This window comes from Streptomyces typhae, from assembly GCF_009755605.1.
GTDB lineage: Bacteria > Actinomycetota > Actinomycetes > Streptomycetales > Streptomycetaceae > Streptomyces > Streptomyces typhae.
On record NZ_WPNZ01000004.1, the window covers coordinates 229,905 to 256,139 of the forward strand.

The 26,235-nt window shown below is 69.8% G+C and carries 17 protein-coding genes and 6 pseudogenes; 12 read left to right on the forward strand and 11 right to left on the reverse strand.

Annotated elements, in window-relative coordinates:
- The first annotated feature begins 534 nt into the window (after positions 1–534).
- Complete coding sequence (locus tag GPA10_RS09425) at positions 535–939, forward strand: hypothetical protein (RefSeq protein ID WP_157165080.1); 405 nt, start codon at positions 535–537, stop codon at positions 937–939.
- Between the two features lie 95 nt (positions 940–1,034).
- Here GPA10_RS09425 and GPA10_RS09430 read toward each other — a convergent pair whose 3' ends face one another.
- A complete protein-coding gene (locus GPA10_RS09430) occupies positions 1,035–1,223 on the reverse strand; it encodes a hypothetical protein (RefSeq protein WP_157165081.1) in 189 nt (62 codons plus the stop codon).
- Between the two features lie 447 nt (positions 1,224–1,670).
- On the reverse strand, positions 1,671–1,874 hold the full coding sequence (locus tag GPA10_RS09435) for a hypothetical protein (RefSeq protein WP_157165082.1): 204 nt from the start codon (positions 1,872–1,874) through the stop codon (positions 1,671–1,673).
- 170 nt (positions 1,875–2,044) lie between these two features.
- Here GPA10_RS09435 and GPA10_RS09440 point away from each other — a divergent pair, with 170 nt between their 5' ends.
- Positions 2,045–2,311, forward strand: a complete 267-nt coding sequence (locus GPA10_RS09440) for a hypothetical protein (protein ID WP_157165083.1) — start codon at positions 2,045–2,047, stop codon at positions 2,309–2,311.
- Here the strand turns inward: GPA10_RS09440 and GPA10_RS09445 are convergent.
- Positions 2,290–2,586: pseudogene (locus GPA10_RS09445) on the reverse strand (hypothetical protein). The gene GPA10_RS09440 and the pseudogene GPA10_RS09445 overlap by 22 nt on opposite strands.
- 89 nt (positions 2,587–2,675) lie before the next feature.
- A pseudogene (locus GPA10_RS09450) lies at positions 2,676–3,729 on the reverse strand (replication-relaxation family protein).
- Between the two features lie 362 nt (positions 3,730–4,091).
- Here GPA10_RS09450 and GPA10_RS09455 point away from each other — a divergent pair.
- Positions 4,092–4,595 carry a DUF3223 domain-containing protein gene (locus tag GPA10_RS09455; RefSeq protein WP_343040581.1) on the forward strand — a complete coding sequence of 168 codons (504 nt, stop codon included), beginning with the start codon at positions 4,092–4,094 and terminating at the stop codon, positions 4,593–4,595.
- Positions 4,596–5,318: 723 nt separating this feature from the next.
- On the forward strand, positions 5,319–8,948 hold the full coding sequence (locus GPA10_RS09460) for a protein kinase domain-containing protein (RefSeq protein WP_157165084.1): 3,630 nt from the start codon (positions 5,319–5,321) through the stop codon (positions 8,946–8,948).
- 358 nt (positions 8,949–9,306) lie between these two features.
- On the opposite strand, the pseudogene GPA10_RS09465 reads toward GPA10_RS09460, so the two are convergent.
- Together GPA10_RS09465 and GPA10_RS09470 are read right to left on the reverse strand one after the other, a co-directional pair.
- Positions 9,307–9,447 (reverse strand): annotated as a pseudogene (locus GPA10_RS09465) (Tellurite resistance TerB); the annotation flags it as partial.
- Positions 9,448–9,580: 133 nt separating this feature from the next.
- Positions 9,581–10,315, reverse strand: a pseudogene (locus GPA10_RS09470) (sporulation protein); the annotation flags it as partial.
- A 232-nt stretch (positions 10,316–10,547) separates the two neighbouring features.
- Here GPA10_RS09470 and GPA10_RS09475 point away from each other — a divergent pair.
- From GPA10_RS09475 to GPA10_RS09500, 6 genes and pseudogenes are all read left to right on the forward strand, one after another.
- Positions 10,548–11,651 (forward strand): sensor histidine kinase, encoded by a 1,104-nt coding sequence (locus tag GPA10_RS09475; RefSeq protein WP_343040582.1) that lies wholly within the window; start codon positions 10,548–10,550, stop codon positions 11,649–11,651.
- A complete protein-coding gene (locus GPA10_RS09480; protein ID WP_343040638.1) occupies positions 11,651–12,313 on the forward strand; it encodes a response regulator transcription factor in 663 nt (220 codons plus the stop codon). The genes GPA10_RS09475 and GPA10_RS09480 overlap by 1 nt, the downstream gene beginning before the upstream one ends.
- A gap of 95 nt (positions 12,314–12,408) precedes the next feature.
- On the forward strand, positions 12,409–13,344 hold the full coding sequence (locus GPA10_RS09485) for an ABC transporter ATP-binding protein (protein WP_157165085.1): 936 nt from the start codon (positions 12,409–12,411) through the stop codon (positions 13,342–13,344).
- Complete coding sequence (locus GPA10_RS09490) at positions 13,341–14,108, forward strand: ABC transporter permease subunit (protein ID WP_157165086.1); 768 nt, start codon at positions 13,341–13,343, stop codon at positions 14,106–14,108. Before GPA10_RS09485 ends, GPA10_RS09490 begins: the two co-directional genes overlap by 4 nt.
- A gap of 200 nt (positions 14,109–14,308) precedes the next feature.
- Positions 14,309–15,636 (forward strand): annotated as a pseudogene (locus GPA10_RS09495) (hemolysin family protein).
- Positions 15,633–16,665 (forward strand): annotated as a pseudogene (locus GPA10_RS09500) (hemolysin family protein). Before GPA10_RS09495 ends, GPA10_RS09500 begins: the two co-directional pseudogenes overlap by 4 nt.
- Positions 16,666–16,812: 147 nt before the next feature.
- On the opposite strand, the gene GPA10_RS44005 reads toward GPA10_RS09500, so the two are convergent.
- Positions 16,813–17,157 carry a hypothetical protein gene (locus GPA10_RS44005; RefSeq protein ID WP_157165087.1) on the reverse strand — a complete coding sequence of 115 codons (345 nt, stop codon included), beginning with the start codon at positions 17,155–17,157 and terminating at the stop codon, positions 16,813–16,815.
- Between the two features lie 738 nt (positions 17,158–17,895).
- Between GPA10_RS44005 and GPA10_RS09510 the strand changes: the two genes are divergently transcribed.
- Positions 17,896–18,159 carry a hypothetical protein gene (locus GPA10_RS09510; RefSeq protein ID WP_157165088.1) on the forward strand — a complete coding sequence of 88 codons (264 nt, stop codon included), beginning with the start codon at positions 17,896–17,898 and terminating at the stop codon, positions 18,157–18,159.
- A gap of 76 nt (positions 18,160–18,235) precedes the next feature.
- Here GPA10_RS09510 and GPA10_RS09515 read toward each other — a convergent pair whose 3' ends face one another.
- The 4 genes from GPA10_RS09515 to GPA10_RS09535 all read right to left on the reverse strand — a co-directional run bounded on the left by GPA10_RS09515 (position 18,236) and on the right by GPA10_RS09535 (position 24,239).
- Positions 18,236–18,658 (reverse strand): hypothetical protein, encoded by a 423-nt coding sequence (locus GPA10_RS09515; RefSeq protein ID WP_157165089.1) that lies wholly within the window; start codon positions 18,656–18,658, stop codon positions 18,236–18,238.
- Entirely contained in the window at positions 18,655–19,485 is an 831-nt protein-coding gene (locus GPA10_RS09520) for an IS5 family transposase (RefSeq protein WP_343040583.1), read from the reverse strand. Before GPA10_RS09520 ends, GPA10_RS09515 begins: the two co-directional genes overlap by 4 nt.
- Before the next feature lie 3,352 nt (positions 19,486–22,837).
- Complete coding sequence (locus GPA10_RS09530; RefSeq protein WP_157165090.1) at positions 22,838–23,803, reverse strand: pirin family protein; 966 nt, start codon at positions 23,801–23,803, stop codon at positions 22,838–22,840.
- A gap of 70 nt (positions 23,804–23,873) precedes the next feature.
- Positions 23,874–24,239 carry a hypothetical protein gene (locus GPA10_RS09535; protein ID WP_058852136.1) on the reverse strand — a complete coding sequence of 122 codons (366 nt, stop codon included), beginning with the start codon at positions 24,237–24,239 and terminating at the stop codon, positions 23,874–23,876.
- Positions 24,240–24,646: 407 nt separating this feature from the next.
- Here GPA10_RS09535 and GPA10_RS09540 point away from each other — a divergent pair, with 407 nt between their 5' ends.
- Positions 24,647–26,182: an SDR family oxidoreductase gene (locus GPA10_RS09540; RefSeq protein WP_157165091.1), complete on the forward strand. Its 1,536-nt coding sequence runs from the start codon at positions 24,647–24,649 to the stop codon at positions 26,180–26,182.
- Positions 26,183–26,235 lie beyond the last annotated feature (53 nt).

The window sequence follows — 26,235 nt, forward strand, 5'->3', positions numbered from 1 at the left end:
GGTTTTCAGCAGGCCGGGTCACCTCATAGCGCGGTCACTGTCGGCCACGCAGAACAGAACACGCCACCATAACGGCGTCTTCGCCGTCGGCCACCGAGCCGACACGCGCGGACAGCAGTGGTGATCGGCCCGTCGGGGGCGTGCGGCCGGGTGTGGCGTGGCGCGTTCCACCGTTGGCCGGCCGAGGCCGAACGAGGGCGACCGTACGGGAGGTGAGGCACCGACGTGCCCCGGTAGTCACCCCGACGTGCGAGCGCGTGTTCCGGAGCGGTCTGGGAAATGCTCCTTCCGCACTCCGGCGCACACTCGCGCCCTCTCCCTTCCTGCCAGAACTCCTCCGGGGATCGGGAGTCAGGCCACAGGGCCTGGAGTGAGGTGAAGCCCCCGAACGGATTGGAGGCCGCCCCCTTCTTCCTCTGGTCTGCGGCCTCCGGCTGGCCCAGCAGCTCGTCGCGGAGGAAACCGGTGATCGTTCGTCGGGCGACCTCGGTCGGTGCGAGCACGGCGACAGCGCCGGTGGTCACGGTGACCTTGATGTTCACGCGCTTCGTTGCCCTGCGAGCGAGCCCGCTCGGTGAGCTCATATATCTCGGCAGGGTGAGCAGGTTCGGTCCTCCCGGCGTACCGGTGGAAGACGACACCTGGGCGGAGGCGATCAAATTCCTTGTGCAGGGGGTAGATGAGGTCGCCCCATCGTGGGGGAAAGACGTCGACGACCATGACGTGGCGTCGGCCCTCGTCGATGTCCATGGGCACGTACGTGAACTGGTGGCGGCTGAAATCGTCCAGGTAGCGCCTCAGCCAGACGTAAATCTTCTCCATGTCGTGTGTCGGAACTCCATGGATCGCGTCCTCATCGACTCCGACCAGGAGGTAGGCGTGGCCTCCGGCCCACTGCTCCGCCACGTCGGGTATCCAGTCGGCGAAACCGAGCTATGAGCGCTGAGCAGAACGCGAGGCCAAGGGCCCCGCGCCCTCGGGCAGGTTGTGGCGTTGTGCCCCTGCCAGAACCAGAAGAGGCACATGCCTTGCGGTCAACGCCATCGGGGTGGAAGGGTCATCGTCACCTCGCCAGCGGTGGTCTTGAGGGTGAGGGTTGCCTCGCCGCGGCCGATGGCACGATCGATCTTCTTGATTTCTGACCAGGTGTACCCAAGGCGGCGGTACTTGTTCCGTTGCTTCGGACGCATGTGCTGAATGTCTTCCTTCGAGGCGGTGGTCATCCCCGAATGCCATGACCTCGCCGAGCCGCTAGTCATCTTGGGCACAAAAGCCTCCCCTCACCCACACCGGCGGCGCGTTGTCCGCGTACTGCTCCCGGTCCCGAGGCACAAGCGGTGTGCTACTGGGAGGGATGAGCGCTCTGGTGGGCCGCTCGAGCGGGGCCTGGACCACCCTGTGCTTAGGCGTGAGCGGTTGAGGCTCCGGTCGGCCAGTGCTCGGCTTCCGTAAGTAGTCGGGGATTTCGCCTGCCACGATCCGAGCGGCGCGAGCGCGCGCAGCGGCTTTGAGAGCCGCCTTCCGAGCCCGCTTCGCCGCGGGAGATTCCTTCGGCATTCGCCCAGCCTATGGTGGCCCGGTCCCGCGCGGCGTAGTGATGACGAACATCCAATAGCCAAGCCCCGGACCTCACGGCTCGTCTCCGGGACCAGTGGTGTGTCCGTCTCGGATCAGCTCTCGTCGCCCGCCGGGTCGGTGAGCCAGTTGACCACGTCGGCGTTGGTCATCAGAACCGCCTGGTCTCGTAGGTGGTGCCGTGCCTTCTGCATGACGGCCCACTCCGGGCAGTCGAAAGTGTGCCAGATCTCGTACGGCATGCCGCCCGCGACGCGGACGTTCTCCCAGGCAGGACCCGCTGTGCAGTCCGGGCACATCTCCCCGGCGCCTCCCCGAAGCCGTTCTTCGGCTTCTCGCTCCCTCCGCCTGCAAGGTCACGAGCCTGACACGGAAGATCACGCGGTGACCAGGACTTTGCCGCGAGGCCCTTCGCACGAGGCAGAGGCACGGGTGGCCTTGCGCGGGGTCGGTCCTCCAGGGTGGGGCGATGAGCGCACCGCGACCCGGTGACATCACCGACGAAGTGATCCAGACCGCGGACGCGGCCAAGCGGCAGGGACTGCAGAAGGATCTGCGCGCCCTTGCCGCCAACATCCGCGTCGGCGCCGAAGGCCGCTACGACAGCGCGGAACCCGGGTGGCGGGCCGGAGTCGAATGGACACTGCTGTGGATCGAGAACACCGCCGCCCAGCTGACCGAGGGCGCCCCGGGCGCCGGAGCCGACGGCCGGGGTCAGGGTGTGTCGCCGGAGTAGCAGAAGCGGCAGCTGATGCCGGGGCCGGGTGTGCGGGGTTCGCCGGGCTGCGGGTCGTACAGGGCGCGGCCGCCGGGCCAGCGGGGAGAGTTCGGTGGTCAGGGCGACGCCGTCGTCAACTCCCTCGGTGCGCCGGCCGTGGATGTCGAGCAGCAGGCCGTCCAGCGGGCCGCCGACCAGTTCGGCGTAGGGCCGGTGCGGGAGCAGGCCGGGGTGGGGTCGTCACGGTCCGCGCCGTAGACGCGACCGGTCAGCAGCTGCTCGTCACCGTTCATCCGACCAGCCTTTCAGCCGACACCGACAACCGGGCCCGGCCTGGGTGGAGGCCGGGCCCGCTGTGGTCAACGCGGCTTGGGCAGCGCCGTCAGCGCCCACCGGTCCTCACCGTGGCCGACGACCCGCCACACGGGCCGGTCGGCCCCGTCGCGGGTGAGCCGGTGCAGGGTCGTCGTCGCCACGGTGATCCGCCAGTTCGGCCGGGCACGGTCGTGGAAGGCGGCCTCCCTCGTGTCCGGGGCCGCGCGGCGCGGGGCCGGGGCAAAGACGAACAGCATCGGCGGGAAGGGCCGATCCAGGGGCGGCCCGGCGTAGGTCTCCTGCCAGTGGAGCGTGGGGCGCGGGCGGCGTTGCCACGCCCGGACGCAGGTGCGTTGCGGTAGGCGTCGTAGCGCTCCAGCTGGGCGAGCAGGCGGGCGTAGGACATGGTGCGGTCGATCTCCACGAACGCGCTGGAGCCGTCGGCCAGCAGCACCACGGCGTCGGGCACGAGGTTCCCGGCCCGGGTGGGGTGGGCGACTTCCGCCCCGCCAGTCGGCGTGGTCGGCCACCTCCGCGCGGTGGAAGGCGATGACGGTGTCGACCAGGGCGAGGCCGTGCTCCCGCAGACCCGTCTTGCTGGCCGCGATGCGCTTTCCTGTGGTCCGGCCGGTCATCGGCGCGAGCTCGCCGGAGGCGGCGGCTTCGGCGAGACCTGCCGCGGTGCAGTACCAGTAGCTCTGCTGGGCGCGGTGGGTCCGGCCGACCAGGGCCGGGGATTCGGCGAGCAGGTTGCGCAACGCGCGGCGGACATGGTCGGTGTCCTGCTGGTGGGGCAGCAGCAGTGCCTTGAGCTGGCGGGGTGTGGCCAGGCGCAGCTGGGCGAGCGTGAGCAGGACCTCGCCGCACAGGTCCGCACCGGCCTTCGCCGGCGCGGACTTCCGGGCCCGGGACGCTTCTCCAGGTACATCAGTACCTGGAGAGGAGGAGTCGCAACCGGCCGGGGCAGGCGAATCGGGGGTTTGATCAGCAACAATGCTCAGGCGGCGGCCGACAGCTGCGGGGTTGGGCGCGGGGCCCGTCTCAGGGCTCGCCGTGGGGCTCGCCGTCGCAGCGGTGTCCGCCGGGGTCGGCGGGATGTGCGGGTCGGATGCGGTGGTCATCGGATCCTCGGGTTTCTCCGTCCGTACAAGGCCGGGTTGGCGGTCGTCCGGCCCGTACGCGGGTGTGCGTGCGGGCCGGAGCCACCGTCGGAAGGACCCCCTTGTCCGCTGTCTGACGCTCAACACTGATCGGTGTCTTCTGTGCCCCAGAAACGCCTCGCCAGGGACGACTTGTTCGTGAGCAGCATCACGATCTGCTCCCTGTCCCCCGGCGGGATGACAGCAGGAGCGAAGCTCCGTCCGGGCCGGGGACGTGCTCTAGCGTGAGCACTCCTGTCACCCGCTTGGCGAATGAGCTCAACGTGTCCGAGGTCTGGATCGGCCCGCGCCGCTGAGCGACGAAGAAGGACCGGCAGGAAGCGGTGCAGGCGGTCCTGGGTCGCTACGGCCTCGGGCAGGACGTCGACCAGGAGGACGACGACCTGCTGTTGCGGGACCTGCTCGACATGCATCCCGACGCGGCGGAGAAGGTCGGCCCGGGGGTGGACCGCTTTCGGATCATCCCCACCCCGCGTGGTCAACACAAAGGCCGGGAAGCGGTTCTCGTCGATGGCAGCAAGGTCGCCTTCTCGTACCAGAAGTGCCTCGATGCCCCTACCCACCGGCAGCGGGTGAAGGCCGCGATGCGCACCGGGGCCCAGCCGCAGCTCAACGCCTACTACGAGTCCCGCAAGGCGTCCCACACGCTCGTGTCCGACGAGAGCGGCCAGCCTCTGGCCCCGGACGACACGCACGTCTCCTACTTCCGCGGTCCGCGCTTCCACGACATCGCGCTGGAGTTCGTCCAAGCCGCCGGCGGCTTCGATACCGTCGGCCTGACCGCAGAGACGGCGCGAGGGCTGGCGCTGAGGTCTCCGTGGTGGTAGCGGAGTGCGTCAAGGGGAAACATCGAAGATCACGACGAATCTCGTAGCTGGACAAGGGTTGCATTCCACCGGATGGGCTGGGTGGAATCCGGCGGCACACCCGGTCAAGGGGGGTGCATCGAGTGCACCACACCCGATGCACGGTCACCCTCTGTACACGTGTCGGGTGGAGCGGGCGGGAGTGGCAGCCACTCCGACGCGCGCCAGTGGAACGTGCGGCGCGCCGGTGCGGTGGGTGGGAGTGCACGACAGCATCGGCCGGGCGCAACGGTGCACCCGATGCACCGCACCGAGCTCACCGGGTGCCGGGATGTTCCGCACTCCCCACCGAGTGGAGCGCCCCGAGTGGACCGGCCGATCCGCGCCACCGTGGACTCCGCTCCTCTCCGTGCACGGGCGCGCGGTGGAGTCCATCGCGCCCACTCATCCCCGGCGGCGGCCCCGCGCGGTGCGCGGCAGGCGGCCGGCCACCGGTGTACTGCCCTGAGTACGAGGGCCGTTGGGCCTCTTCGCGGGCCGGGTCTCCTGCGCCGCCCACCAGCCCAGGCCGTGACCGCCGCGCTCTGAGGGCAGGTGCCCGTGTCAGGTCGCCAACGCGCACCGTAACGGGGTGCGGAGCGTGTTTGCTTGCGGTGTCGGCCACGCGTCCGCCTGTCGCGCTGGTGTGTCCTTTGACAGGCTGGATCGCCGTAGATCGAAGCAGTCTCTACTGGAAGAGGTTCTGTGGACCGAGATTTACTGACGCCCGACGACCCACAGCGCATCGGCTCCTACTGGCTGGCCTCGCGTCTCGGGGCCGGCGGGCAGGGTGTCGTGTACGAGGCCTACGACAGTGCGGGGGCACGGTGCGCGGTGAAAGTGCTCCGCATAGACAGTGCGGCCGAGGCCTTCGCCAGGGACCGCTTTCGCAAAGAGGTCGCGGCGGCCCAGCGGGTCGACTCCTTCTGTACCGCCCGGGTGCTCGCTGCGGACCTGGAGGCGGATCCCCCGTACATCGCCAGCGAGTTCATCGACGGCCGTGATCTGCAGACGGTGGTACAACAGCGCGGCCCGCTCATCGGTGACGCCCTGGGCCGCCTGGCCACTGGGATCGCCACCGCACTCACCGCCATCCACGCTGCCTCCGTGGTGCACAGGGATCTGAAGCCCGCCAATGTGCTGCTCGGTCCGGACGGTCCCCGGGTCATCGACTTCGGGATCGCCCGTACTCAGGAGATGTCGCTCACCGCGACCGGCGGGATGATGGGTACGCCCGGCTACATGGCGCCCGAGGTGCTGCGCGGCTCGCGTGCGGACGTGCGGAGCGACGTGTTCGCCTGGGGTGCGGTGGTCCTTTTCGCGGCTACCGGCCGGGCCCCCTTCCACGGCGAGAACCTAGGCGAGATCGTCGTCCGGGTCACGGAGTTGCATCCCGATCTCACGCCGCTGCCGGAGCGGCTGCGGCCGCTGGTGGGTGCGGCGCTGTCCAAGGATCCCTCACTCCGGCCGGGTTCGGACGAGCTGCTGTTCGGTCTGCTCACCGGCGGTGACCGGCTGCCGCCCGCGACCTCGGCTGCCGAGCTGCTGAACCGGGGTGCGCGTGCCGCTACCCTGCCGGATCTCGCCGGGCACGCCTTCGCCACTCTGCCGGACTGGGGTGCGGTGGCCGAGCGGGTGTTCGTGGAGCTGAGCCCTGCCGCCCAGGCCGCCGCCCAAGAGCTGTTCCTGCGGCTGGTGGCGCCGGGTGAGGCACCGGACGGCTCACAGGACGAGGTGCGCGCGGCCGGGCCCGAGGAGCTGTTCGGCGGGCGTCCCGCGCATGAGGCTGCCGCCGCCCGGCAAGCGCTGACCGTCTTCACCGCTGAGCGGATCCTCGTCGCCGATCCCGACGGTTCCGTCCGGCCGGCCGGTGCGGCCCTGCTCAAGGCGTGGCCGCGGCTGGGCGCGTGGGCGGCCGAGCATCGGGCCGCGCTGCGGGTGCTGCGCAGGACCGGCGATGCCGCGCGGGAGTGGCAGCAGGCCGGGCGGAAGGCGGACGACCTTCCGCACGGCAGTGCTCTGCGCGCCGCACTGGATCAGGCCGCGACCGCACCGGTCGCGCTGCGGCCCAACGCGCTGGAGCGGTCTTTCCTTGACGCTGCCCGCAAGGAACAGTCCCGCCGCGCCCGTCAGCGGCGCAGGCTGCAGGGCGGGATCGCGGTGCTGCTGGTCCTTGTTCTGGCGGCGGGCACCGTGGCCTGGAATCTGCGGCGAACCAACGCGGAGCAGCAGGCGCTGGCCACCGCGCGGACCGTGGCGTCGGTGGCAGAGGGCATACGGACGTCCGATCCGGGGACGGCCGCTCTGCTGAGCCTCGCCGCGTGGCAGACGGCACCAGCGACCGAGGCACGGTCGGCGTTGTACCGGTCGGCGCTGCAACGTGAGACCACCGTCTTCAACGACCCGACGACTCCCCCGAACGGCATCGAGACGTCCATGTCCCGCTCGCTTTCCGCGGGCGGCCGCTACCTGACGACGGAGGTGAACAAGGCAATGGGTTCGCAGACGTACCACTACGACATCCGCACCGGAAAGCCAATCAGCATCGGCACTGCCGAGAAGACGCTCGGCCCCGTGGCGCCGGACGGCAGATTCGCCGTGTCCGGAGATGTGGTGTGGAACCTCGCCACGGACGAGCCCGTCGGGAAAGTACCGAAGACAGCGGGTACCGTCCTGGAGCTGGCGGCGGGCGGCAGGCGGGCGCTCACCCTCACCAAGGATGAGGGCAGCAACGTCGTCGACACACGCACGGGCCGTACCCTGCTCCGGCTGTCCGCCGTCGGCCCAAACCTGGTCGACAACGGACGGTCCCTGGTGTCCTGCCCCGCGGGCAGCCGTCCTCTGCTGCACGACCTCGGCAGCGGTAAGCGGACAAGAATGCGGGACGCGGACCCCGAGACGCGGTGCGACGAGGCGTCCCAGGTGTGGTCCAGCGCCGACGGCGGCAGGTTGCTGACCAGTGCGGGCGAGAATCTGTACGTGTGGGACACCCGCACCCGGAAACTGATCTCGGACATCCGCGTGGACGGCGCCCCCGAGGACATGACCGCCGCGATCAGCACGGACGGGCGGCTCGTGGCCAGGATCGAAGGCAGTGCCGTAGTCCTCTCCACCGCTGAACACCTTGAACAACCCCTGCTGACCTACGAGACAGGCCCACGGGAGCAGGAGTCGCTCGGGGAGCACGTCGGGCAGGCGTTGGCGATCGACTCCGCGGCACGCGAGCTGGTCTACATGGACGGCGCCTCGGTACACATCCTGGACGTGGCTGTGACACGTCTTCCGCGGCAGGCGGAGCAGGAGGACATAGGCAGTTACGACTCCGGGGCCGCGAGCCTGCGGACAGTACACCGTGCGGAGGAGGGCTCCCGCTTGCGCTCCTGGTCCGTTCCGGATGCGACGCGCTCGAGCGGTGCCGCACCGAACAGGACGTCCGACGTGGCTGTCGCCACCGACAACGTGGTGGGCCCCTTCCTCGGAGAAGGCGAGCTTCCGGCCGCGTTCAGCACCGACGGGACCCTGGCGGCCTACCCCGACCGGGAGCCCGCCGAGGGTGAGTCGTTCGACGTGCTGGTGCAGGACGTGCGCACCGGAAAGGTCCGCCACTCCGTCGCGCTGGGCTCCCCGGAGCGAGGCAGGGCCATCAAGCTGGTGTTCAGCGCCGACGGGCGCACACTCGCGGTGAGCCGCCTGGTCGACGTCGACCGGGACGCGTGGTCCGTCGACGTCGTGGACGTCGAAACGGGCCGGAAAACCCGGACGCTGGACGGCATCGGGGGCTACCGGATCGCGCTGGGCGGCTCAGGGGACGACCTGGTCCTCGTGACCTCCTCCGGAGACCGGGCGGACCTGTCGGACGGGACGACGGCGCGCGGTGCGCTCGGCGGGGTCGAACTCAACGCCGTCGCATTCAGCCCTGACGGGAAGACGCTGGCCGCCGCCGAACCGAACGGCGTCGCGCTGTGGAACGCGGACGGAACCCGGCGGGTGGGGCGGCTGCCCGGCCCGGCGGTCTCACATCTGCGGTTCTCCCCGGACGGCGATCAACTCGTCGGTGTAATGGGAGGCGAACAGATCCACATCTGGGACGTGGGCTCCCAACAGTCGCTGGGCGGTGTCCTGCCCGGTGTCGAGGACCGCTTGCTCGACGTGGCGTTCGACGACCAGGGAGACCTGCGCCTGGCCGGGGAACGGGTCCGCTCCCATCCGTTGAACCTCGATCCGGACCGGCTCGCCCGGACGATCTGCGAACGGGTGCACCGGGCGAAGAACCTGACCCGGGCAGAGTGGGAACAGAACGTACCGGACGCGCCCTACCGGCAGGTCTGCGACTGACGGCCCGCACACGCCCGCGTGCAGGCGACGCCCGTCGTGCCGCCCGCCGACCGGGGGTCGGAGGATGCGGAGCAGGAGGTCCTCGCTCAGCTCCGCAGGAAGCAGCGAACCGAGACGGGCTGGCTCTTCCAGACGCTCCCGCTGCTCGGCGAGAGCTGTGTCAGGATCAGGTCGACCACGGGTTCCTCGTCGTTCACGGGGACGGTCCCCCGTACTCTCGCTGCGCCCTGATATCTCCAGGGTCGGGGCGCCGGGTGCGTGCCGGGCGCCGGCGCGCTGGCTTAGATGTGCGTCCCGCCGGGCGGACACGGCCGGGGACCGGGGACCTGGCCGTGACCGGGCTGCCGGTGCTGCTGCTCGTGCTCCTGGCGGCGGCTGTCAGGGCGCACATCGCCATGCTGGCGTCCCGGAAGGCGCCGCTCTTCAGGTCGTGCTTCTTCGCATTGAGCTGCGTCTGCATCTGCGACGCGGATTCCTTCAGATGGTCCCACAGGGCCATGCCCGCTCAACTCCGTACGTCGTCAGAGGTGTTGTCCGGGCCGCAGGGAGCGCGGCCCGGACAACACCTAGCTTCTACAGCAATGTAGAAGCTAGCAGGAGAATCCCAGCCATCCGCCTGGCGTGCTCACTGTTCATTGTTCTTCCTCTCCATCGTGGCCTTCGAAGAAGTCCCCCACCTCGTCCACGACTTCGGCCGCGACCATGCCGCCGACGACGCCCACGGCCAGGCCGGCCGCACCTGCCGCGACGGCGGTGCCCATGCCGGGCCCCGAGCGGTGGCGCCCGCCGCGCCCGTGGCTGTCATGGCCGTGGGGGTGGAAGCCGTGCCCGTGCCCGCCGTGCCCGTACACGTCACCGTGTCCGTAGGAGGCCCGGTGTTCGACCATCTGGCGTACCCAGCCGTCGACCACGGCGTTCCAGTCCTGGTGGTGGGACTGCTCGAGAGGGACGGCGAAGCGGGTGACGGCGTCGTGGCCGGAGGAGAAGAAGCCGCCGCGCTTGTCGGCTTCCAGGACGATCTCCATCTCGTCACGGTGGGCGAGGAAGGTCACCTCGATCTCGTCGACCGCGTGCGCGTACTCCGGGGACGGGGCCAGCTCGACCTCCTGGTAGAAGGGCAGCTGCTGACCGGTACCGCCGATGTGACCCAGTTACAGGTCGGCGGACTTGAAGCCGAAGCCGAGCTGGCCGAAGGCTTCCAGGATCGCTTCCTGGACGGGCAGCGGGGCGACGGCCAGCGCGTCCAGGTCGCCCTTGTCCATGGCGCCCGCCACCGACAGCTCGGTGCGCACGCCGAGGACGATGCCCAGGCCCTGTCCGTACAGCTCGGTGACCGGTGTCTCCCAGGGCAGGGTGATCGCGAACGGCTCGCAACCTTTGTTCGACGTTCCGTCAGGAGCCCGTATCTTCAGGGCTGTAGAAGGAAGATGGAGCGGATGCGCCCGGCTGGGACAGCGCAGCGGGAATACGTACTCCTGATGACGTACGCAGAGCACTGATCGGCCCCCTATCGTTCGGAACGTGCCCCCTCACAGCCCTGTTCTCCCCCGCCCGCGTCACCTCCGGTGGTCGCTGTCCCCGCCCTTGGCGGACCTGGCGGTGGCAGCGGTGGTCGCGGTGCTCACCGGTGCCGACGCGGCGGTCAACGACCCCTCGCACCGGCAGGCCGACTGGCTGACCTGGCTGCTGTACGGGGTCTCCATCGCGGCGCTGCTGGTGCGGACCCGGTGGCCGGTGGCCGTCAGCGTGGTGACGGGCGCGGCCTGTGCGGGCTGGGCGCTGTACGGGCATATCGGGGAGCTGCTGAATCTGCCGGTGATGGTGGCGCTGTACGCGCTCGCCGTGCAGGGAGGCCGGCGGCGTACGCTGCGTACGGCGGTGATCGCGGCCCTCGTCTCGGGAGCCGTGTCGCTCATCGCGGGCATCGACGTGGCGCAGCCGCAGGGCGCGCCGCTGTTGGAGATGCTGTGGCCGCTCGTACCGCTGCTGCTTGGGGAAGTGGTGCGCGGGCGGCGGGAGTTGCTGCGGGAGTACGCCGACCGTGTGGCCCGTGCTGAGGCCGAGCGGGAGTGGGAGGCGCGGCGCAAGGTGCAGCAGGAGCGGGTGCGGATCGCGCGGGAGCTGCACGACGTGGTGGCGCACACCGTGTCGGCGATGACCGTGCAGGCCGGGCTCGCGCTCGACGCCCTGGACAAGCGGCCGGAGGTGGCGCGGGCGGCGATGCGGCAGGTGCGGGCCTCGGGCAAGGAGGCGGTGCGCGAGCTGCGCGCGACCGTGGCGGTGCTGCGGGAAGGGCAGGGCGAGGAGGGGAAGGAGCCGGCGCCGCGCCTGGACCAGCTGGGAGAACTGGCCGAGCGCGTACGGGGGACGGGGGTGGAGGTGTCACTGCACCGGGACACGGGTGGCCGGGAGCTGCCGCAGCTGGTGGAGTTGGCCGCGTACAGGATCGTCCAGGAGGCGCTGACCAACGTGATCAAGCACGCGCGGGCACCGCACGCGGCCGTATCGGTCGCAGTGACCGGGGGTGCCCTGGTGGTGGAGGTGACCGATGACGGGCCGCCCGGGGACGTCGCGGTCACCGGCGGCTACGGCCTGATCGGCATGCGGGAGCGGGCCGCGTCCGTGGGCGGGAGCTTCGAGGCGGGGCCTGTCCCGGGCGAGGGCTGGCGAGTGCGGGCGGTCCTGCCGGTGGAGGCGGCGTGATCCGGGTGCTCCTTGCCGATGACCAGACCATTGTGCGGGCGGGTTTCCGTGCCCTGCTCGACCTCACCGACGACCTGGTCGTGGTCGCCGAGGCCGCCGACGGCGCCGAGGTCGTCGACCTGACCCGCACCACGCGGCCCGACGTGGTGCTCATGGATATCCGCATGCCCCGGGCCGACGGACTACAGGCCACACGCCGCATCGTCACCGACCGGGACCTGGACGAGGTGCGCGTCCTTGTCCTGACGACCTTCGAAGCCGACGAGTACGTCTTCGAGGCGCTGCGCGTCGGGGCCGCGGGCTTCCTGCTCAAGGACGTCGAACCCGATGACCTGCGAGACGCGATCCGCACCGTCGCGGCCGGGCAGTCGCTGCTGGCGCCGGCGGTGACACGGCACGTGATCGAGGAGTTCGCGCGCCTCAAGACACCGCGGACCGAGGCACGCGCGCGCCTTGAACCGCTGACCGGCCGCGAGCGCGAGGTCCTCGCCCTGGTCGGGCGCGGCCTGTCGAACGACGAGATCGGACAGCGCCTGATCATGTCGCCGCTCACCGCGAAGACCCATGTCAGCCGGACCATGGCCAAGCTGGGTGCCAGGGACCGGGCGCAGCTGGTGGTCCTCGCGTACGAGACCGGCCTGGTGCGGCCCGGTGAGAGCTGAGGCACGCGGGCACGCGGCTGGTACTCCCAGGGGAGTACCAGCCGACTCCCGGCGGCAGATGCCCGGACGGGCGCGGCGTCCGTAGCGTCGACCGCATGATCGAAGCACGGGAACTGACCAAGCGATACGGAGACAAGACAGCCGTCGACCGGCTGACCTTCACGGTGCGGCCGGGCCTGGTGACCGGCTTCCTCGGCCCCAACGGCGCGGGCAAGTCGACCACCATGCGCATGATCCTCGGCCTGGACGCCCCCAGCTCGGGCACGGTCACCGTCAACAAACGCCGCTACGACCGCCTCGCCGCGCCCCTGCGCGAGGTCGGCTCGCTCCTGGACGCCAAGTCCGTGCACGGCGGGCGCAGCGTGCGCCAGCACCTCCTTGGCCTGGCCCGGTCCAACGCGATCCCGCGAAGCCAGGTGGACGCCGTCCTGGACCGGGTCGGACTCTCCGAAGTGGCCAACCAGCGGGCCAAGGGCCTGTCCCTGGGCATGGGCCAGCGGCTCGGCATCGCGGCCGCACTGCTCGGCGACCCGGAGGTGCTGATCCTGGACGAGCCGGTCAACGGCCTGGACACCGAGGGTATCCGCTGGATCCGCGCTCTCCTCAAGTCCCTTGCCGTCCAGGGGCGTACGGTCTTCCTCTCCAGCCACCTGATGAGCGAGATGGAACTCACCGCGGACCGTCTGATCGTGATCGGCAGGGGGCGCCTGCTCGCCGACACCGACATGCGGGAGTTCATCGAGACTCATTCACAGGGCACCACGCTCGTGCGCACCGCCGACAGCGAGGCCGAACGCATGCGGCAGCTCCTTGAGCGAGCGGGAGGGACGGTGCGGCTCGACGCGCGCGGCGGCTGGCGAGTCGCCGGAATCCCGCCCGCCACCATCGGGGAGCTGGCCCGCGAACACCACGTGGCCGTCCACGAGTTGACCCCGCTCTTCTCCTCCCTGGAGGAGATCTACACGACGATGACGCGGACCTCGGTGGAGTACCGGGGCAGCACGCAGGACACGAAGGAACTGATCCCATGAGCACCCTCACCGCACCGCCCCCGGGCTTCCGCGAGGCCCTGGCCTTTGAGTGGACCAAGTTCGCGAGCCTGCGCTCGACCCGCTGGACCACGGCAGCTGTCGGCCTGGTCACCATGGCGGGCGCCGTCTTCGTGGGGCTCAGCGGCAGCCTCCAGGCCGATGACACGGTCCTCGGCGGCAGCCTCACCCTCAGCGTCGTCTCGCTGATGATCTCCGGTGTGGTGGGGGCGCTGACGATCTGCGGCGAGTACGCCAGCGGCACCGTGACGTCCACCTTCGCCGCCGTGCCCCGGCGCGGGCGGGTCCTCGCCACCAAGGCCGTCCTGCTCGCCGGACTGCTGTTCGGGCTCTCACTGGCCTCCTGCACGGTGGCGTACCTGCTGGGCAGTGCGATCCTGGAAGACGGCAGGTACGCACGCGGCGAGCCGATGCCCGCGGTGCTCGGGATCGCCGGGCTGTTCGCGGTGGTGGGCGTCCTCGGCCTGGCCATCGGCGTCCTGGTGCGGCACTCGGCCGGGGCCGTGACCACGGTGATCGCCGTGATGCTGCTGCCCTCGCTGTTCGGCCCACTTTTCGGCGGCGCCCAGCGGTGGATCGCGGGCGCCACCCCGACCGCCGCCCTGGAGAAGCTGACCCAGACCTCCGACGCGAGCCCGGACGCGGTCGGCTCCCTGGGCGCCTGGCCCTCACTCGCGCTGGTGGCCGCGTACACCGTGGTGCTGCTGGCACTCGCCGTTCGGCGGCTGCGCCGTCGCGATGCATGATGGAGGTCATAGCCCCTGTCGCGACGGTTTGCCATTCCTTTACAGTGGGTGTAGAGGCGGGCGCCGCGTCGGTGCCCACTGATCTTGAACGGCGTACGCGACATCAGAAGGAGCCACGGACCCGCGATGGGTGAGCCTCCCAGTACCAGCCGTGCCATTCCCTGCCCGCAGCCGGAGGTTGAGGGATCGGGGGTGGCACGGTGACCGAGGTCCTGCTGCTGCTCCTGGCCCTGCTCCTCACACTCGCCTGCGCCGTGTTCGTGGCCGCCGAGTTCTCCCTGACCACCGTCGAGCGCGGTGACCTGGAGCGGGCCGCCGAAGCGGGAGAGCGGGGCGCGGGCGGCGCCCTCAAAGCCGTACGACGGCTGACCTTCCAGCTCTCCGGCGCCCAGCTCGGGATCACCGTCACCTCCCTGGTGATCGGCATGCTCGCCGAGCCCTCCCTCGCGGCGCTGCTGCGCGGACCGCTGACCAGCGCCGGTCTGGACGGGGCCGCCTCTCCCGTGGCCACCGTCCTCGGCGTGGTGCCGTCCACCGTGGTCCTGATGGTCGTCGGTGAGCTGGTGCCGAAGAACTGGGCGATCTCGCGCCCGCTGGCCGTCGCCAAGGTCGTCGCCGATCCCCAGCGTGGCTTCACCGCCGCCTTCGGCCCTTCATCCACCATCTGAACAACACCGCGAACCGGTTCGTGCGCGGCTTCGGCCTGGAGCCCGCCGAGGAGCTGGCCTCCGCGCGCACCCCGGAGGAACTGGTCGCCCTGGCCCGGCACTCGGCCGCCGAGGGCGCCATCGAGCACGGCTCCGCCGAGTTGTTCGTGCGCACCCTGCACCTGAACGAGCTGACCGCCGAGAATGTGATGACCCCGCGCGTGGACGTGCGCGCCCTGGAGGCCCACGCCACCGCGGCCGACGCGGCGGACCTCACGCACGCCACCGGCCTGTCCCGCTTCCCCGTCTACCGCGACAGCCTCGACGAGGTCATCGGCACCGTCCACATCCGCGACGTCCTCGCCCTCGACCCGGACAAACGCCACCTCATCCCCGTCACCGACCTGGCGACCGAGCCGCTCCTGGTGCCCGACAGCCTGCCCACCGACCGACTCCTGGAGCGCCTGCGGGCCACCCGGACCATGGCCGTCGTCATCGACGAGTACGGCGGCACCGCAGGGGTCGCCGCAGTGGAGGACATCGTCGAGGAGGTCGTCGGCGAGGTCCGCGACGAGCACGACCCCGTCGAGGCCCCCGACCTGGTGCCCGCAGCCCAGGACCAGGACGGCCGGGCCGTGTCGGAGGCCGACGGCGGCGCCCGCATCGACCAGCTCCAAACCATCGGCCTGACAGCATCCGACGGCCCGTACGAGACCTTCGCGGGCCTCATCGCGACCCGCCTGACCCGCATCCCCGCCCAAGAGGACAGCATCGACATCGACGGCTGGCACCTGACCGCCCTCGCGGTCGACCACCACCGCGCCGACCGCGTCCGCATCACCGCACCGGCGGCGCGGCAGGTCATGGAGGACGCCCGATGACCACCGTCCAGCTCCTCATCGGCGCCCTCACCCTGCTGACCAACGCCTTCTTCGTCGGCGCCGAGTTCGCCCTGATCTCCGTACGCCGCAGCCAGATCGAGCCCAAGGCGTAGGCAGGCAACCGCCGGGCCCGGATCACGCTCTGGGGCGTCGAGCACATCTCCGCGATGATGGCCACCGCCCAGCTCGGCATCACCGTCTCCTCGCTGGTGCTCGGCGCGGTCGCGGAACCGGCCATCGCCCATCTGCTGGAGCCCGCCTTCGAAGCCACCCACGTCCCCGCTGCCCTGGTGCACCCGATCGACTTCGCCATCGCGCTCACCGTGGCCACGTATCTGCACATGCTGATCGGCGAGATGGTTCCCAAGAACATCGCGCTGGCCGCCCCCGTGCCGACCGCGCTTCTCCTCGGCCCGTCCCTGGTCGCCCTCACCCGGGCGCTCAAGCCGGTGGTCTTCGGCATCAACGCCTTCGCCAACACCCTGCTGAAGCTGCTGCGGGTGGAGCCGAAGGACGAGGTTGAGGCCGTCTTCACGGGCGACCAGCTCGCCCGCATGGTCATGGACTCCAGCCAGGCCGGACTGCTCTCCGCGGCCGACGGCGAACGGCTGCGGGACGCCCTGGAGCTCGGCACGCGCCCGGTCGGCGAGATCCTCGTCCCGGCCGCGCGCATGCACACCGTCGACGCCACCGTCACCCCGGCCCACCTCCAGCAGGTGGCAGCGGAGGCCGGGTTCTCCCGCTTCCCCGTCGCCGGCACGCGCGGGGCCCTGCTCGGCTACCTGCACATCAAGGACACCCTCGGCGTCACCGAACGCGAGCAGCCCTTCCCCCGTACAGCACTGCACCCGCTCACCCGGGTGAGCATCGACACCCCGCTCGACGACACCCTCGCCACGCTGCGCGCCGTGGACAGCCACCTGGCCGCCGTCACCGGTGAGAAGGACACCGTCATCGGCTTCGTGACCATGGAGGACCGTCCTGTCCGAACTGGTCGGCCCGGACCCCGCTGTCCAGGCCGACGTGTGAGCGGCGGGCCACACGCACGAGGGTTGAACGGGGCCTGAGGGGAGTGGGGGGGTGCTGGGGATGTCCAGCACCCCCCACCCACAAATTAGATGGGTGCGGCTCTTCCTGAGTGAGATCGTTCAGGCCGTCAGGCGTTGCTTGGGCTGGTCAGTTTGGAGGTAGAGGCGTATACGTTCCTGGCGCACAGTGATAGTTCCAGTAGGAGTCGAGATCGCCGTTGCTGATGACGGCGCGGAGGATGGCGAGGGCTTCGGCGCCTGGGACGCTCCATCTGCTGCCGGTGATGTCGAACCGGTCGGTGAAGTGGCGGGCAGCGTCCTCGACGACGCCATCGGTGATGGGCCAGCCGACGGCGAGTGCCCGGTCGTAGTGGACGACGTCAGCGTTGTTGTTGCGGTGTTGACAGGATTTGTCGGCGGCCGTCCGTTGATCACCTGCCAGCTTGCGGCGATCGGCCTCGGAGCGGATCGCGTGGGCGGCCTGCCGCCTCACCGTAGGAGAGGTACCCCCCGGCATCGATGTGGTCTGCCACGACGGCTCGGCGGCCTACCGGGGTCGCGGCAAACCGTTCGCCCCGGCCCGCGTCATACCCTTCGCAGTTCTACGTCCTGCCAGATGGCTCCGGCAGGACGCAGAACTTTCCCAACAGTGTCGGTGGGAACCGGCAGGGCAGCATCTCACAGGGCACAGTGCGGCTTCGGGTGGTAGAGCCGGTACCAGGTGCTCGGGCCTACCTGGTAGTCGACGCCCCCGGTGGTGTCATTGCACCTCTGTACATAGCCAACGCCCCTCTTGGTGGCGGGACCGTAATCCGCGTCCTCATTCAGAGGACGGTTCGTGAATGTATGTCCGTTTCCAAGTGATGCTTGCGGCAGGGGTGGTGGCCGCGGTGCCGGCTACTGCTTCCTGGCGAAGTTGCCGGTGTCGGCTTGGGCGAGGAGGCCGAGTTTGACCAGGTGCTTGCGCTTGGCCCGGGTACCTTCAATGTTCTTCGGCAGCAAGTCGTGACCGAAGGCCTCGCAGACGTCCTTGGCCCGCAGGAGGCCGGTCGCCTCGTTGAAGACACCTCCGAGCTGCGCAAGCCCAGAGTTCAGTCATCGGGGAGAGGGGCACGATGCTGGTCAGGGGCGTGCTTTCTGGCGGTCGCTCGGTCCGCGTGCGAGGCGTACTTGTGCACGAGGGGTGGAGCGCGCATCGTGGCCTTCCGCTGTCGAGTGGAGGAGCGACTGTATGACACAGAATCCGGAGCTGCACATATGGTTCCTGCCGGCTGACGGGGAGGCGCTGGCCGTCAAGAGCAGCGACTTCGAGTCGCTGGAGTCAGCCGTGACCGCGCTGAGCGAGGCGCTTGAGCAGGGACGTACGTTACGGTTCCAGCTGACCGGCCCGGAAGATACCGAGACCGGGATCGCACTGGTCAACTTCGCCAACGTTGTCGCGGTCAAGGTGTGGCCGGAGTCGGTGAAGGGCGCAGACCACGGGCAGTACCTCTGAGAGGGGGTACGTGACTTGATGTCCGTTTCGCGCTTTCGGGAGAGGTGTAGGGACCGGCCGTGACGTCGCCTGGCGGTTACGGCCGCGGCTGGGTGAACAAGCCCTGCTCGGTCTCGACCAGGATCCCGCGCTCGGCGAGCCCCTTGAGCTTCAGGCGGGTGTTGTTGATGTTGTTGGGCGCGATCTTCAGGTCCATCGCCTCGCACACCTGCCGCGCTCGTAGCGGCATGTCGGCTGCGGCGAACACCGCCATGATCTGCTGGTAGGCCGGATGGTCCGGCAGCTTCGGCGTCGGCGGCGCGGGCGGCTGCGGATCGGGCAGCGCCAGCAGTGTCTTGCGGGTGATCCGGACCTCCTCGGCGGCCCGGCCGAGTTCGTCCAGCCGTGCGGTCAGCTGCGCGATCTGCTCCCTCGTCGCCTCGGCCTGCACGGCGAGTTCCCGTTCCTGCTCTTCCAGCCGCGCCCGTACCGCCCCGAGAGTCAGCTCCCCGCAGGTCATGTGCTGCGCCAGGCCGCAGCGGCGGCCCCGGTCAGCCGGCGCAGTATCACCGCGGTCATCGCCCAGTACACCCGCGACTCCGAACTGCGCGGCAGGTGCTCGCAGTCGCGCACCAGCCTGCGGTGCAGCATCAAGATCCCGTAGGCACGCTCCACGATCCACCGCTTGGGGATCGGCACGAACCCGGTCTGCGCCGGGTTGCGCTCGACGATCTCCACCTCGATGCCCACCTTCTCCCCGCGCGCGGCGACGGCATTCTTGAAACCCTGGTCGACCAGGGCCTTCTGAACGGTGTCGGTGTCGGCGGCGACCTTGTCCAGCAGCGCGATGCCGGCGGCGTTGTCGTGCACGGATGCGGCGAGCACCACCACCGCGATCACCAGGCCCAGAACATCAACGGCCAGGCCGCGCTTGCGGCCCGGTACTTTTTTTGCCGCATCACACCCCGTCGACTGTGCAGGCACCCCGGCCGCCGCGTGCACGCTCTGGGTGTCGAGCACCACCAGGCTCGGGTCCGCCTTCCGCCGCGCCTTCTCCCGCACCTGCCAGCGCAGCAGGTCGTGGATGGTCTGGTCGGTGCCGTCATCGCGCCACTTGGTGAAGTAGTACATCACCGCACCGCGCGGCGGCAGGTCGTGCGGAAGCAGGTCCCACTGGCAGCCCGTGCGGCCCTGGTAGAGGACCGCGTTGACGATCTCCCGCATCTCGTACCGGCCCTGGTGACCGCTGACCGAGCGGTGTGCGGCCTTCCATGCGGCGATCACCGGCTCGACAAGTACCCACTGCTCGTCGGACAGGTCGGTCTTGCAGGGCTTGCGCTCGCTCACGGTGCCCAGCCCAGCACGCCCGAGCCCGCCGACCGGCCGGGATACCGTGCTGCCACACGTTCAGGTGACGGCAAATCGCCTATGCAATTACATACCGCCCTCTGAGGTGTTCGATACCGCCGATAACCCGGCCCCGGCTGTCGAAGACCTGCAGCGTGGCGTTCCATACTCCGCACCCGTTAGTGCGCGTGACGTACCAGCCGTTGGCGATGCCGTGGTCGTCACACCAGTCGGGCCACTTCCACACCGGTTCACGGGCCGTGACACGAGCCAGTGCCCATGCGCTCAGGGACGCGCCGGTCGTGGTGACGCATGCCGTGGACTGCTCGGTATCAACAGCCCTCCTCGCGGCACTCACGCAGGCACCTGGCTGCGTCACCAACGACGGCCCTCCGGAGGCAACCGGCTTCGGCAGAGCTTCCGCATGTTCGGTGGCAGTCGGGCCGCCAGTAGCTGGGCGCGGCTCGGCTTCCGCCGCGCTGACCACGATCGTTGATCCCAGGACCCCGCACAGCGTGGCACCAGCTAAGAGCAGGCGCCTCAGTCGCATATCTCTCCCCGCAGACATTCACGAACAGCAACAGGAGTGTTCAGCGGTACCGCTGTCACTCGCGGTGAGTTCATCAACCGCACCCAGGGAGCAACTAGGGAGTGATGCGCCAGAGTGATGCGCCAGTTTGCTGGGCGGTCCGGCCAACTCGCCGTAGCGCAAAGCAAAGACGGCGCGCCGCCTTGCTACCCGTGGCAGACGCCTTCGTCATTTACCTCGTGCACGTCTGCAACGGCCAGAGCGAATACAGAAGCCCCAACCGCGTCAGCGCGTCAAGCTCTCCGCCAGACGCACAGTTCGAGGCACCGTGGTGACCTGCTTCCACGGGGGCAAGCGAAGTCTGCAGGGCTCGGCCCGGCAGGCGTGGCCCCAGCGGTTGCGGGAGGGGGGCAGGTGACGTTGACCTGGAAAGCTTTAATGAGCCGGAACCATCCCTGCGCCTGGGGGCCCGGTTCGACAACTACCGCAACGGAACCCGAATTCGCCGCCGTAGACTCGCCTACGGCCAGATCATGCCGGGTGGGGGCTCTGCCCACACCACCGGATGGCCCTTGACCGGGCGGGACACAACACGACGGCGGGGATCAGGCGCAGCGGCAACCTGGCGATGTGGGACTGGCCGTCAGGCCAAGCCACTGATACTACGAGGGCAAGTACAGGCCCCAGCCCCAGCCCCCGCACGCGACCACCCCGCACGCCCTGTGCACGGAAGGCGTCCTGCGATGCAGGCGCCCACCAGGACGGCCAGGTCGTGCACGGCGCTAGTCGCCCCCACCAATGCCTGCGGCCGCTGGCGATTCACCTCCGCCTGCGCGGAGCGGACCCAGCGGGACAGGGGCGCTGAATCCCAGCACCCGGTTCACCTCCTCCTGAGCGGAGATTGATCGCGGTCGGCGTGCTGGAGTCGGCGAGCACACTCGTCGGCTCCGCGCGGGCAGACCGGGGCAGGCTGCCCTCGGCGGTGGCGCACCTCGGTCGGCTCCGCGTGTCTTTCGCCTCTGGATCCCGGGGCGCGACACGGGTAGATGCCAGTGGCGAGCAACCTGCGAATACGGCGAACTCGGATGTCGGACGGGTGCGGCCGAGACCGGCCTCGTTGTCCCAGACCAGTGTCCTGGGGACGGCACCCCATTCGGCCAGCAGCCGCCAGGACCCGTCGATCAGGTCTCCGGTTCGCCTGGGCGGCAGCATCCGGGCAGTGATAACACGCGAGTAACCGGACACCGTCACGAGCACCAACGGCTGGCCCGTCTGCCCGTATCCCAGCGGGACGCCCGCGTCAGGGAACCACAGGGCGCACTGGGCCAGCTCACCGAGGCAACAGACCGTGCGGGAGACCGGATCGACCGGAACACAGACCTGCCCAAGCTCACGAACGCCGTCCTTGAGGATCGCCATGCCCCTCTCCCAGCCGATCCGCTCGGCGATCACCGTCGCGGGCATGGCTGGGGCTTCCGCAGCAAATCACGAATCTGCTCCTCGACCGCGTCGACCACCGACTCTTGACCGACCGCGGGTACCTCGGCAGCCGACCATTCGCCAGGGTCCGCTTCACCGTGTTCTTCGAGAGGTCCAGATGCGGCGCGATCGCCCGGACCGGCACCTGCTCAGCCCGGTACAGCTGCTGGATCCTTCGTCCCGTTCAGTTACCCGCAGGGAGAAGCGGCTTTCATATGCTTGATGCCGCATCAGAGCGTGCGCCAGACGTGCGTCACGTGCGTCGCTCGTGCGTCAAGATGTCGCCCGTAACGCACACAACGCCCATAATGCACACTTGAAGAAACCGCAGGTCAGCGGCCCTTCCCAACGGGCTCAAGGATTGCGACGCATTCAACGTGATGGGTCATCGGGAATAGATTGAGGCACCCCGATCAGAGGACCTGGCCAGGCACGAACGTCGGACTCAGTCGCAGCGTGGAGTGACTAGCCAACCAAATCCCGGACCCTCACGACGCACCCTTACCCAGCAAGCCCGCCGGGGAGGACCTGGGGAGAATCGAGCCCCGTGGGGAGCGTCTGGGGAGAATCGACTGCGCAAAGCTGAACGAGTGTGAAAGACCCAGAAAGCGGCATCACCCCAGGTCAGGTTGCCTCCGTAGCTCAAATTCCCTGGTCAGCGAGGCGCGGTAGAGGACTTCAAGAAGATTTCCTCGCCCCAACCTGCCACACATTCGACATGAGATGACCCGCCAGCAGCCAAGCGACCTCTCTACATCCGCGCCCTTAGCTGCCTGCTCGGGAAAGGGTGATTGTTGCGTCCCTCGTGGCTGCGGCGGCTGCCCCTCAGGGAAATGTCCGGTCCATCCGCAGGCCAGCGTCATACATGATAAAGGAAATATCTTGGCTTTCGCAGGTGGGTCGCCATGCACGGCCTGCAACCAGCAGACCAAGAATTTCACCGGTGCGACCGCAGCGCGCAGCAGGGTCGGCCGAGTCATTCCCGCCTCAGCCAGGTTGTCGACCTTCTACAACTGGGCAACTTTCGCTGCGAGCACTCACACGTCTCACGCCGTCCACTCAGCATGAGTCCAAGCCCCGCCCGCACCCCCGCACGCCCCCTACGCGTGCGACCAGCCGGAACGAGACCGAAACAGAGCCTGACACTCCATCAGGAAAGTCAGCATCAGGTCAGCAAGCGTCCGACTAGAGCCGATCACACCTACCCGCAGAATGGAATCGCGTTCGACGCTGGCGAGGTCACGAGCGGGCGGCCATCGGCTGCTTTCCTCGGTACCCGGCGGCCGCTCCGTCGATCACGCTCGCCCGTTGCCCCGAGCGGCCGACAGTCCTCATTTCCGCAGGTCAGCGCACCCTCCCCCGCGGCTTCAGCGGGACCGTCGGGAGGGTGGGGGCGGGCAGTGGGCCGCCGTCGTAGCCCTTCACCTCGCCGAAGCGGGAGCCCGTCATCCAGTCGGACCGGGCCTGTTCGATCTCCTCCTGTGTGCGCCCGATGAAATTCCACCACATGATCAACTCCTCCTCGAAGGGCTCGCCGCCGAGGAGCATCAGGCTTGCGTCGGACTCGGCGCGCAGGGGGAGTTCGGTGCGGCCGCAGCCCAGGTACAGCATGGAGCCGGGGAGTACCGGGACGCCGTCCACGTGGGCCTCGCCCGCCATGGACAGGACGGCGTACTCGAAGTCGGGAAGCAGGGGAAGGCGGGTGTCCGTTCCCTGAGTGAGGGTCAGGTCGGCGCCCACCAAGGGCGAGTAGGTCGTGCCGGGGGACTCGGCGCCGTCCAGGGCGCCGAGGAGGATCTTGGCGCTCAGGCCCGGCGCCGTTACCAGCGGCAGGTCCGCGTGGTGCTCGAAGTGCGCCTCGGTGTGCCGGTGGGCGTCGGGCAGGGCCACCCAGAGCTGCGCGCCGTGCAGGAAGCGGGCGTGCGACTTCGGGGACTCCTCCGAGTGCGAGATCGCCCGCCCGGACGTCATCAGGCCCAGTTCGCGGGGGCGGATCGTCTGCAGGCTGCCGGTGCTGTCCCGGTGCAGGACCTCGCCCTCGTGCAGCCAGGACACGGTCTGCAGGCCCATGTGCGGGTGCGGCGGCACCTGCATGCCGGGCTCGTCGGCGATGTCGTCGGGACCGTAGTGATCGACGAAGCACCAGGCGCCGACCATCCGGCGGCCCAGGTTGGGCAGCAGGCGGCGCACCTCGGTCGCCTCGCCCAGTTTCACCCGCCGTGGACTGAGGAGCTCCCGCACCGGTTCCGCGACGACGAACCCGCGGCCGCCGCACAGGGAGGGCACCGCCTCGCGATCAAGATTGCTCATGGCGCCCAACTTAGCCCGGGGCCCCCGGAGCGGACAGGGCAACTCTCCGCTCCGGGTCCGCGCCGGCCGGTCAGAGCTCGGAGCCGGTGTCCAGCGTGGCGTAGTACGCGCCCACCTCGTTGAGGTAGGCCGGATCCGTCGTCTCGCTGTCGGTGGTGAACTGCGGCGCCTCCTTGACCTGCTCCTTGGAGTGACCGACCGTCACCGTGCCCGCCTCGCGGTCGATACGGGTGACCGCCCCGGCGGGGATGAGCACACTCTTGCCGAAGACCCACACGCCGGTGTCCACCACCAGGTGCTGCCTGCCCGGCTGGTCCACGTGCCGGTCCACCTGCCCGATGACTCCGTCGGTCGCCTCGACCGTGAACCCGGTCAGGGACTCCTGCTGATCGCCTCGGTGACCACTGCCGGGCGGGTAGGCCCAGATGTCGTTCACGGCATGCGCTCCTGGTTCTCGCGATGTACGCGGTTCGGCTTCGGCTCGTTCGGTGTAAGCGGGTGTACGCGGGTGTACGTCTCGTACGTCTCGTACGTCTGGTACGCCTTGTGCGCGGTGCGCGCGGAGTCGGGCCATTGTCCACCCCGCGCGGCCGCACGCCCTCCGGTGTCCGGCACAACTCCGTTTTCCCGATCCCCGCGATGCATGCGGTCCCGGAGGCCGCCGCCCCCGCACCCGCGGCCGTCCGGTCGCGACACCTGCCGTCGCCCGGTCGCAGCGGCTGCCGTCGTCCGGTCGCCGCACCCGCGATCGCCCGGTCGCCGCACCTGCGATCGCCCGGTCGCGGCACCGGACAGCGGGCATCACCATGGGCGAATGGGGAAGAACGGATTCCAATGACAGGAATGACAGAAGTGGGAAGCGATCCGGACGCCGAACCCGGCCTCCACGTCCTCGTGACCGGCGCCACCGGCTACATCGGCGGGCGTCTCGTGCCCGAGTTGCTCGACGCCGGGCACCGCGTACGCTGCCTCGCCCGCACCCCGGAGAAGCTGCGCGACCACCCCTGGTCCGGGCGCGCCGACGTCGTCCGCGGCGACGTGACCGACGCGGAGTCCGTCGCGGAGGCGATGCGGGACATCGACGTCGCGTACTACCTGGTGCACGCGCTCGGTACCGGATCCGGGTTCGAGGAGACGGACCGGCGTGCCGCCCGCGTCTTCAGTGAGGCCGCCCGTGCTGCCGGGGTCCGCCGGATCGTCTATCTGGGCGGGCTCACCCCCGCGGGCAAGCCCGAGGCCGAGCTGTCCCCGCATCTGCGCTCCCGCGCCGAGGTGGGGCGGATCTTCCTGGACTCGGGCGTCGAGAGCGTCGTGCTGCGCGCCGCGGTCATCATCGGCTCGGGCTCGGCGTCCTTCGAGATGCTGCGCTACCTCACCGAGCGGCTGCCCGTCATGATCACCCCCAGCTGGGTCCGCACCCGCATCCAGCCCATCGCCGTACGCGACGTCCTGCGCTACCTGGTGGCCGGGGCCCGGCTGCCCGCGGGCCTGAACCGCACCTTCGACATCGGCGGCCCCGACATCATCACGTACCGCGACATGATGCGCGCGTACGCCTCGGCCGCGGGCCTGCCGCGCCGGGTCATCCTGCCCGTGCCCGTCCTCACCCCGACCCTGTCCAGCTACTGGATCGGCCTGGTCACGCCCGTCCCGCACGCCATCGCACGGCCGCTCGCGGAGTCCCTGCGGCACGAGGTGGTCTGCGCGGAGCACGACATCACGCAGTATGTGCCTGACCAGCCCAGAAAGCCGCTGACCTGCGCCGCGGCCCTGCGTCTCGCGCTGCGGCGGATCCAGGACGCGCAGGTCACCACCCGCTGGTCCTCCGCCTCCGTGCCGGGCGCGCCCAGCGACCCGCTGCCCACGGACCCCGGCTGGTCGGGCGGCAGCCTCTACACCGACCGCAGGCAGCTCACCGTGGACGCCTCCCCCGAGGCGCTGTGGCGGGTCATCGAAGGCATCGGGGGCGACAACGGCTGGTACTCCTTCCCGTTGGCCTGGGCCGTGCGGGGCTGGCTCGACCGGCTCGTCGGCGGGGTCGGGCTGCGGCGCGGGCGCAGGGACGCCGCGCGGCTGCGGGTCGGGGACTCCCTGGACTTCTGGCGGGTGGAGGAGATCGAACCCGGACGGCTGCTGCGGCTGCGCGCCGAGATGCGGCTGCCCGGCCTCGCCTGGCTGGAGATGCGCGCCGAACAGGGCGACGACGGCCGTACGCGGTACCGGCAGCGTGCTCTGTTCCATCCGCGCGGGCTGCTCGGGCACGCCTACTGGTGGAGTGTCGCGCCGTTCCACACCGTGGTCTTCGGCGGCATGGCCCGCAACATCGCCAAGGCCGCGGGCAGGGAGCGGACCGCAGGGCAGGACCCGAAACCCGGGTAGTGGAATATTCAACCACTGAGTGCCGTTGTCGCCGCCGAGGAACGCCGAGGAAC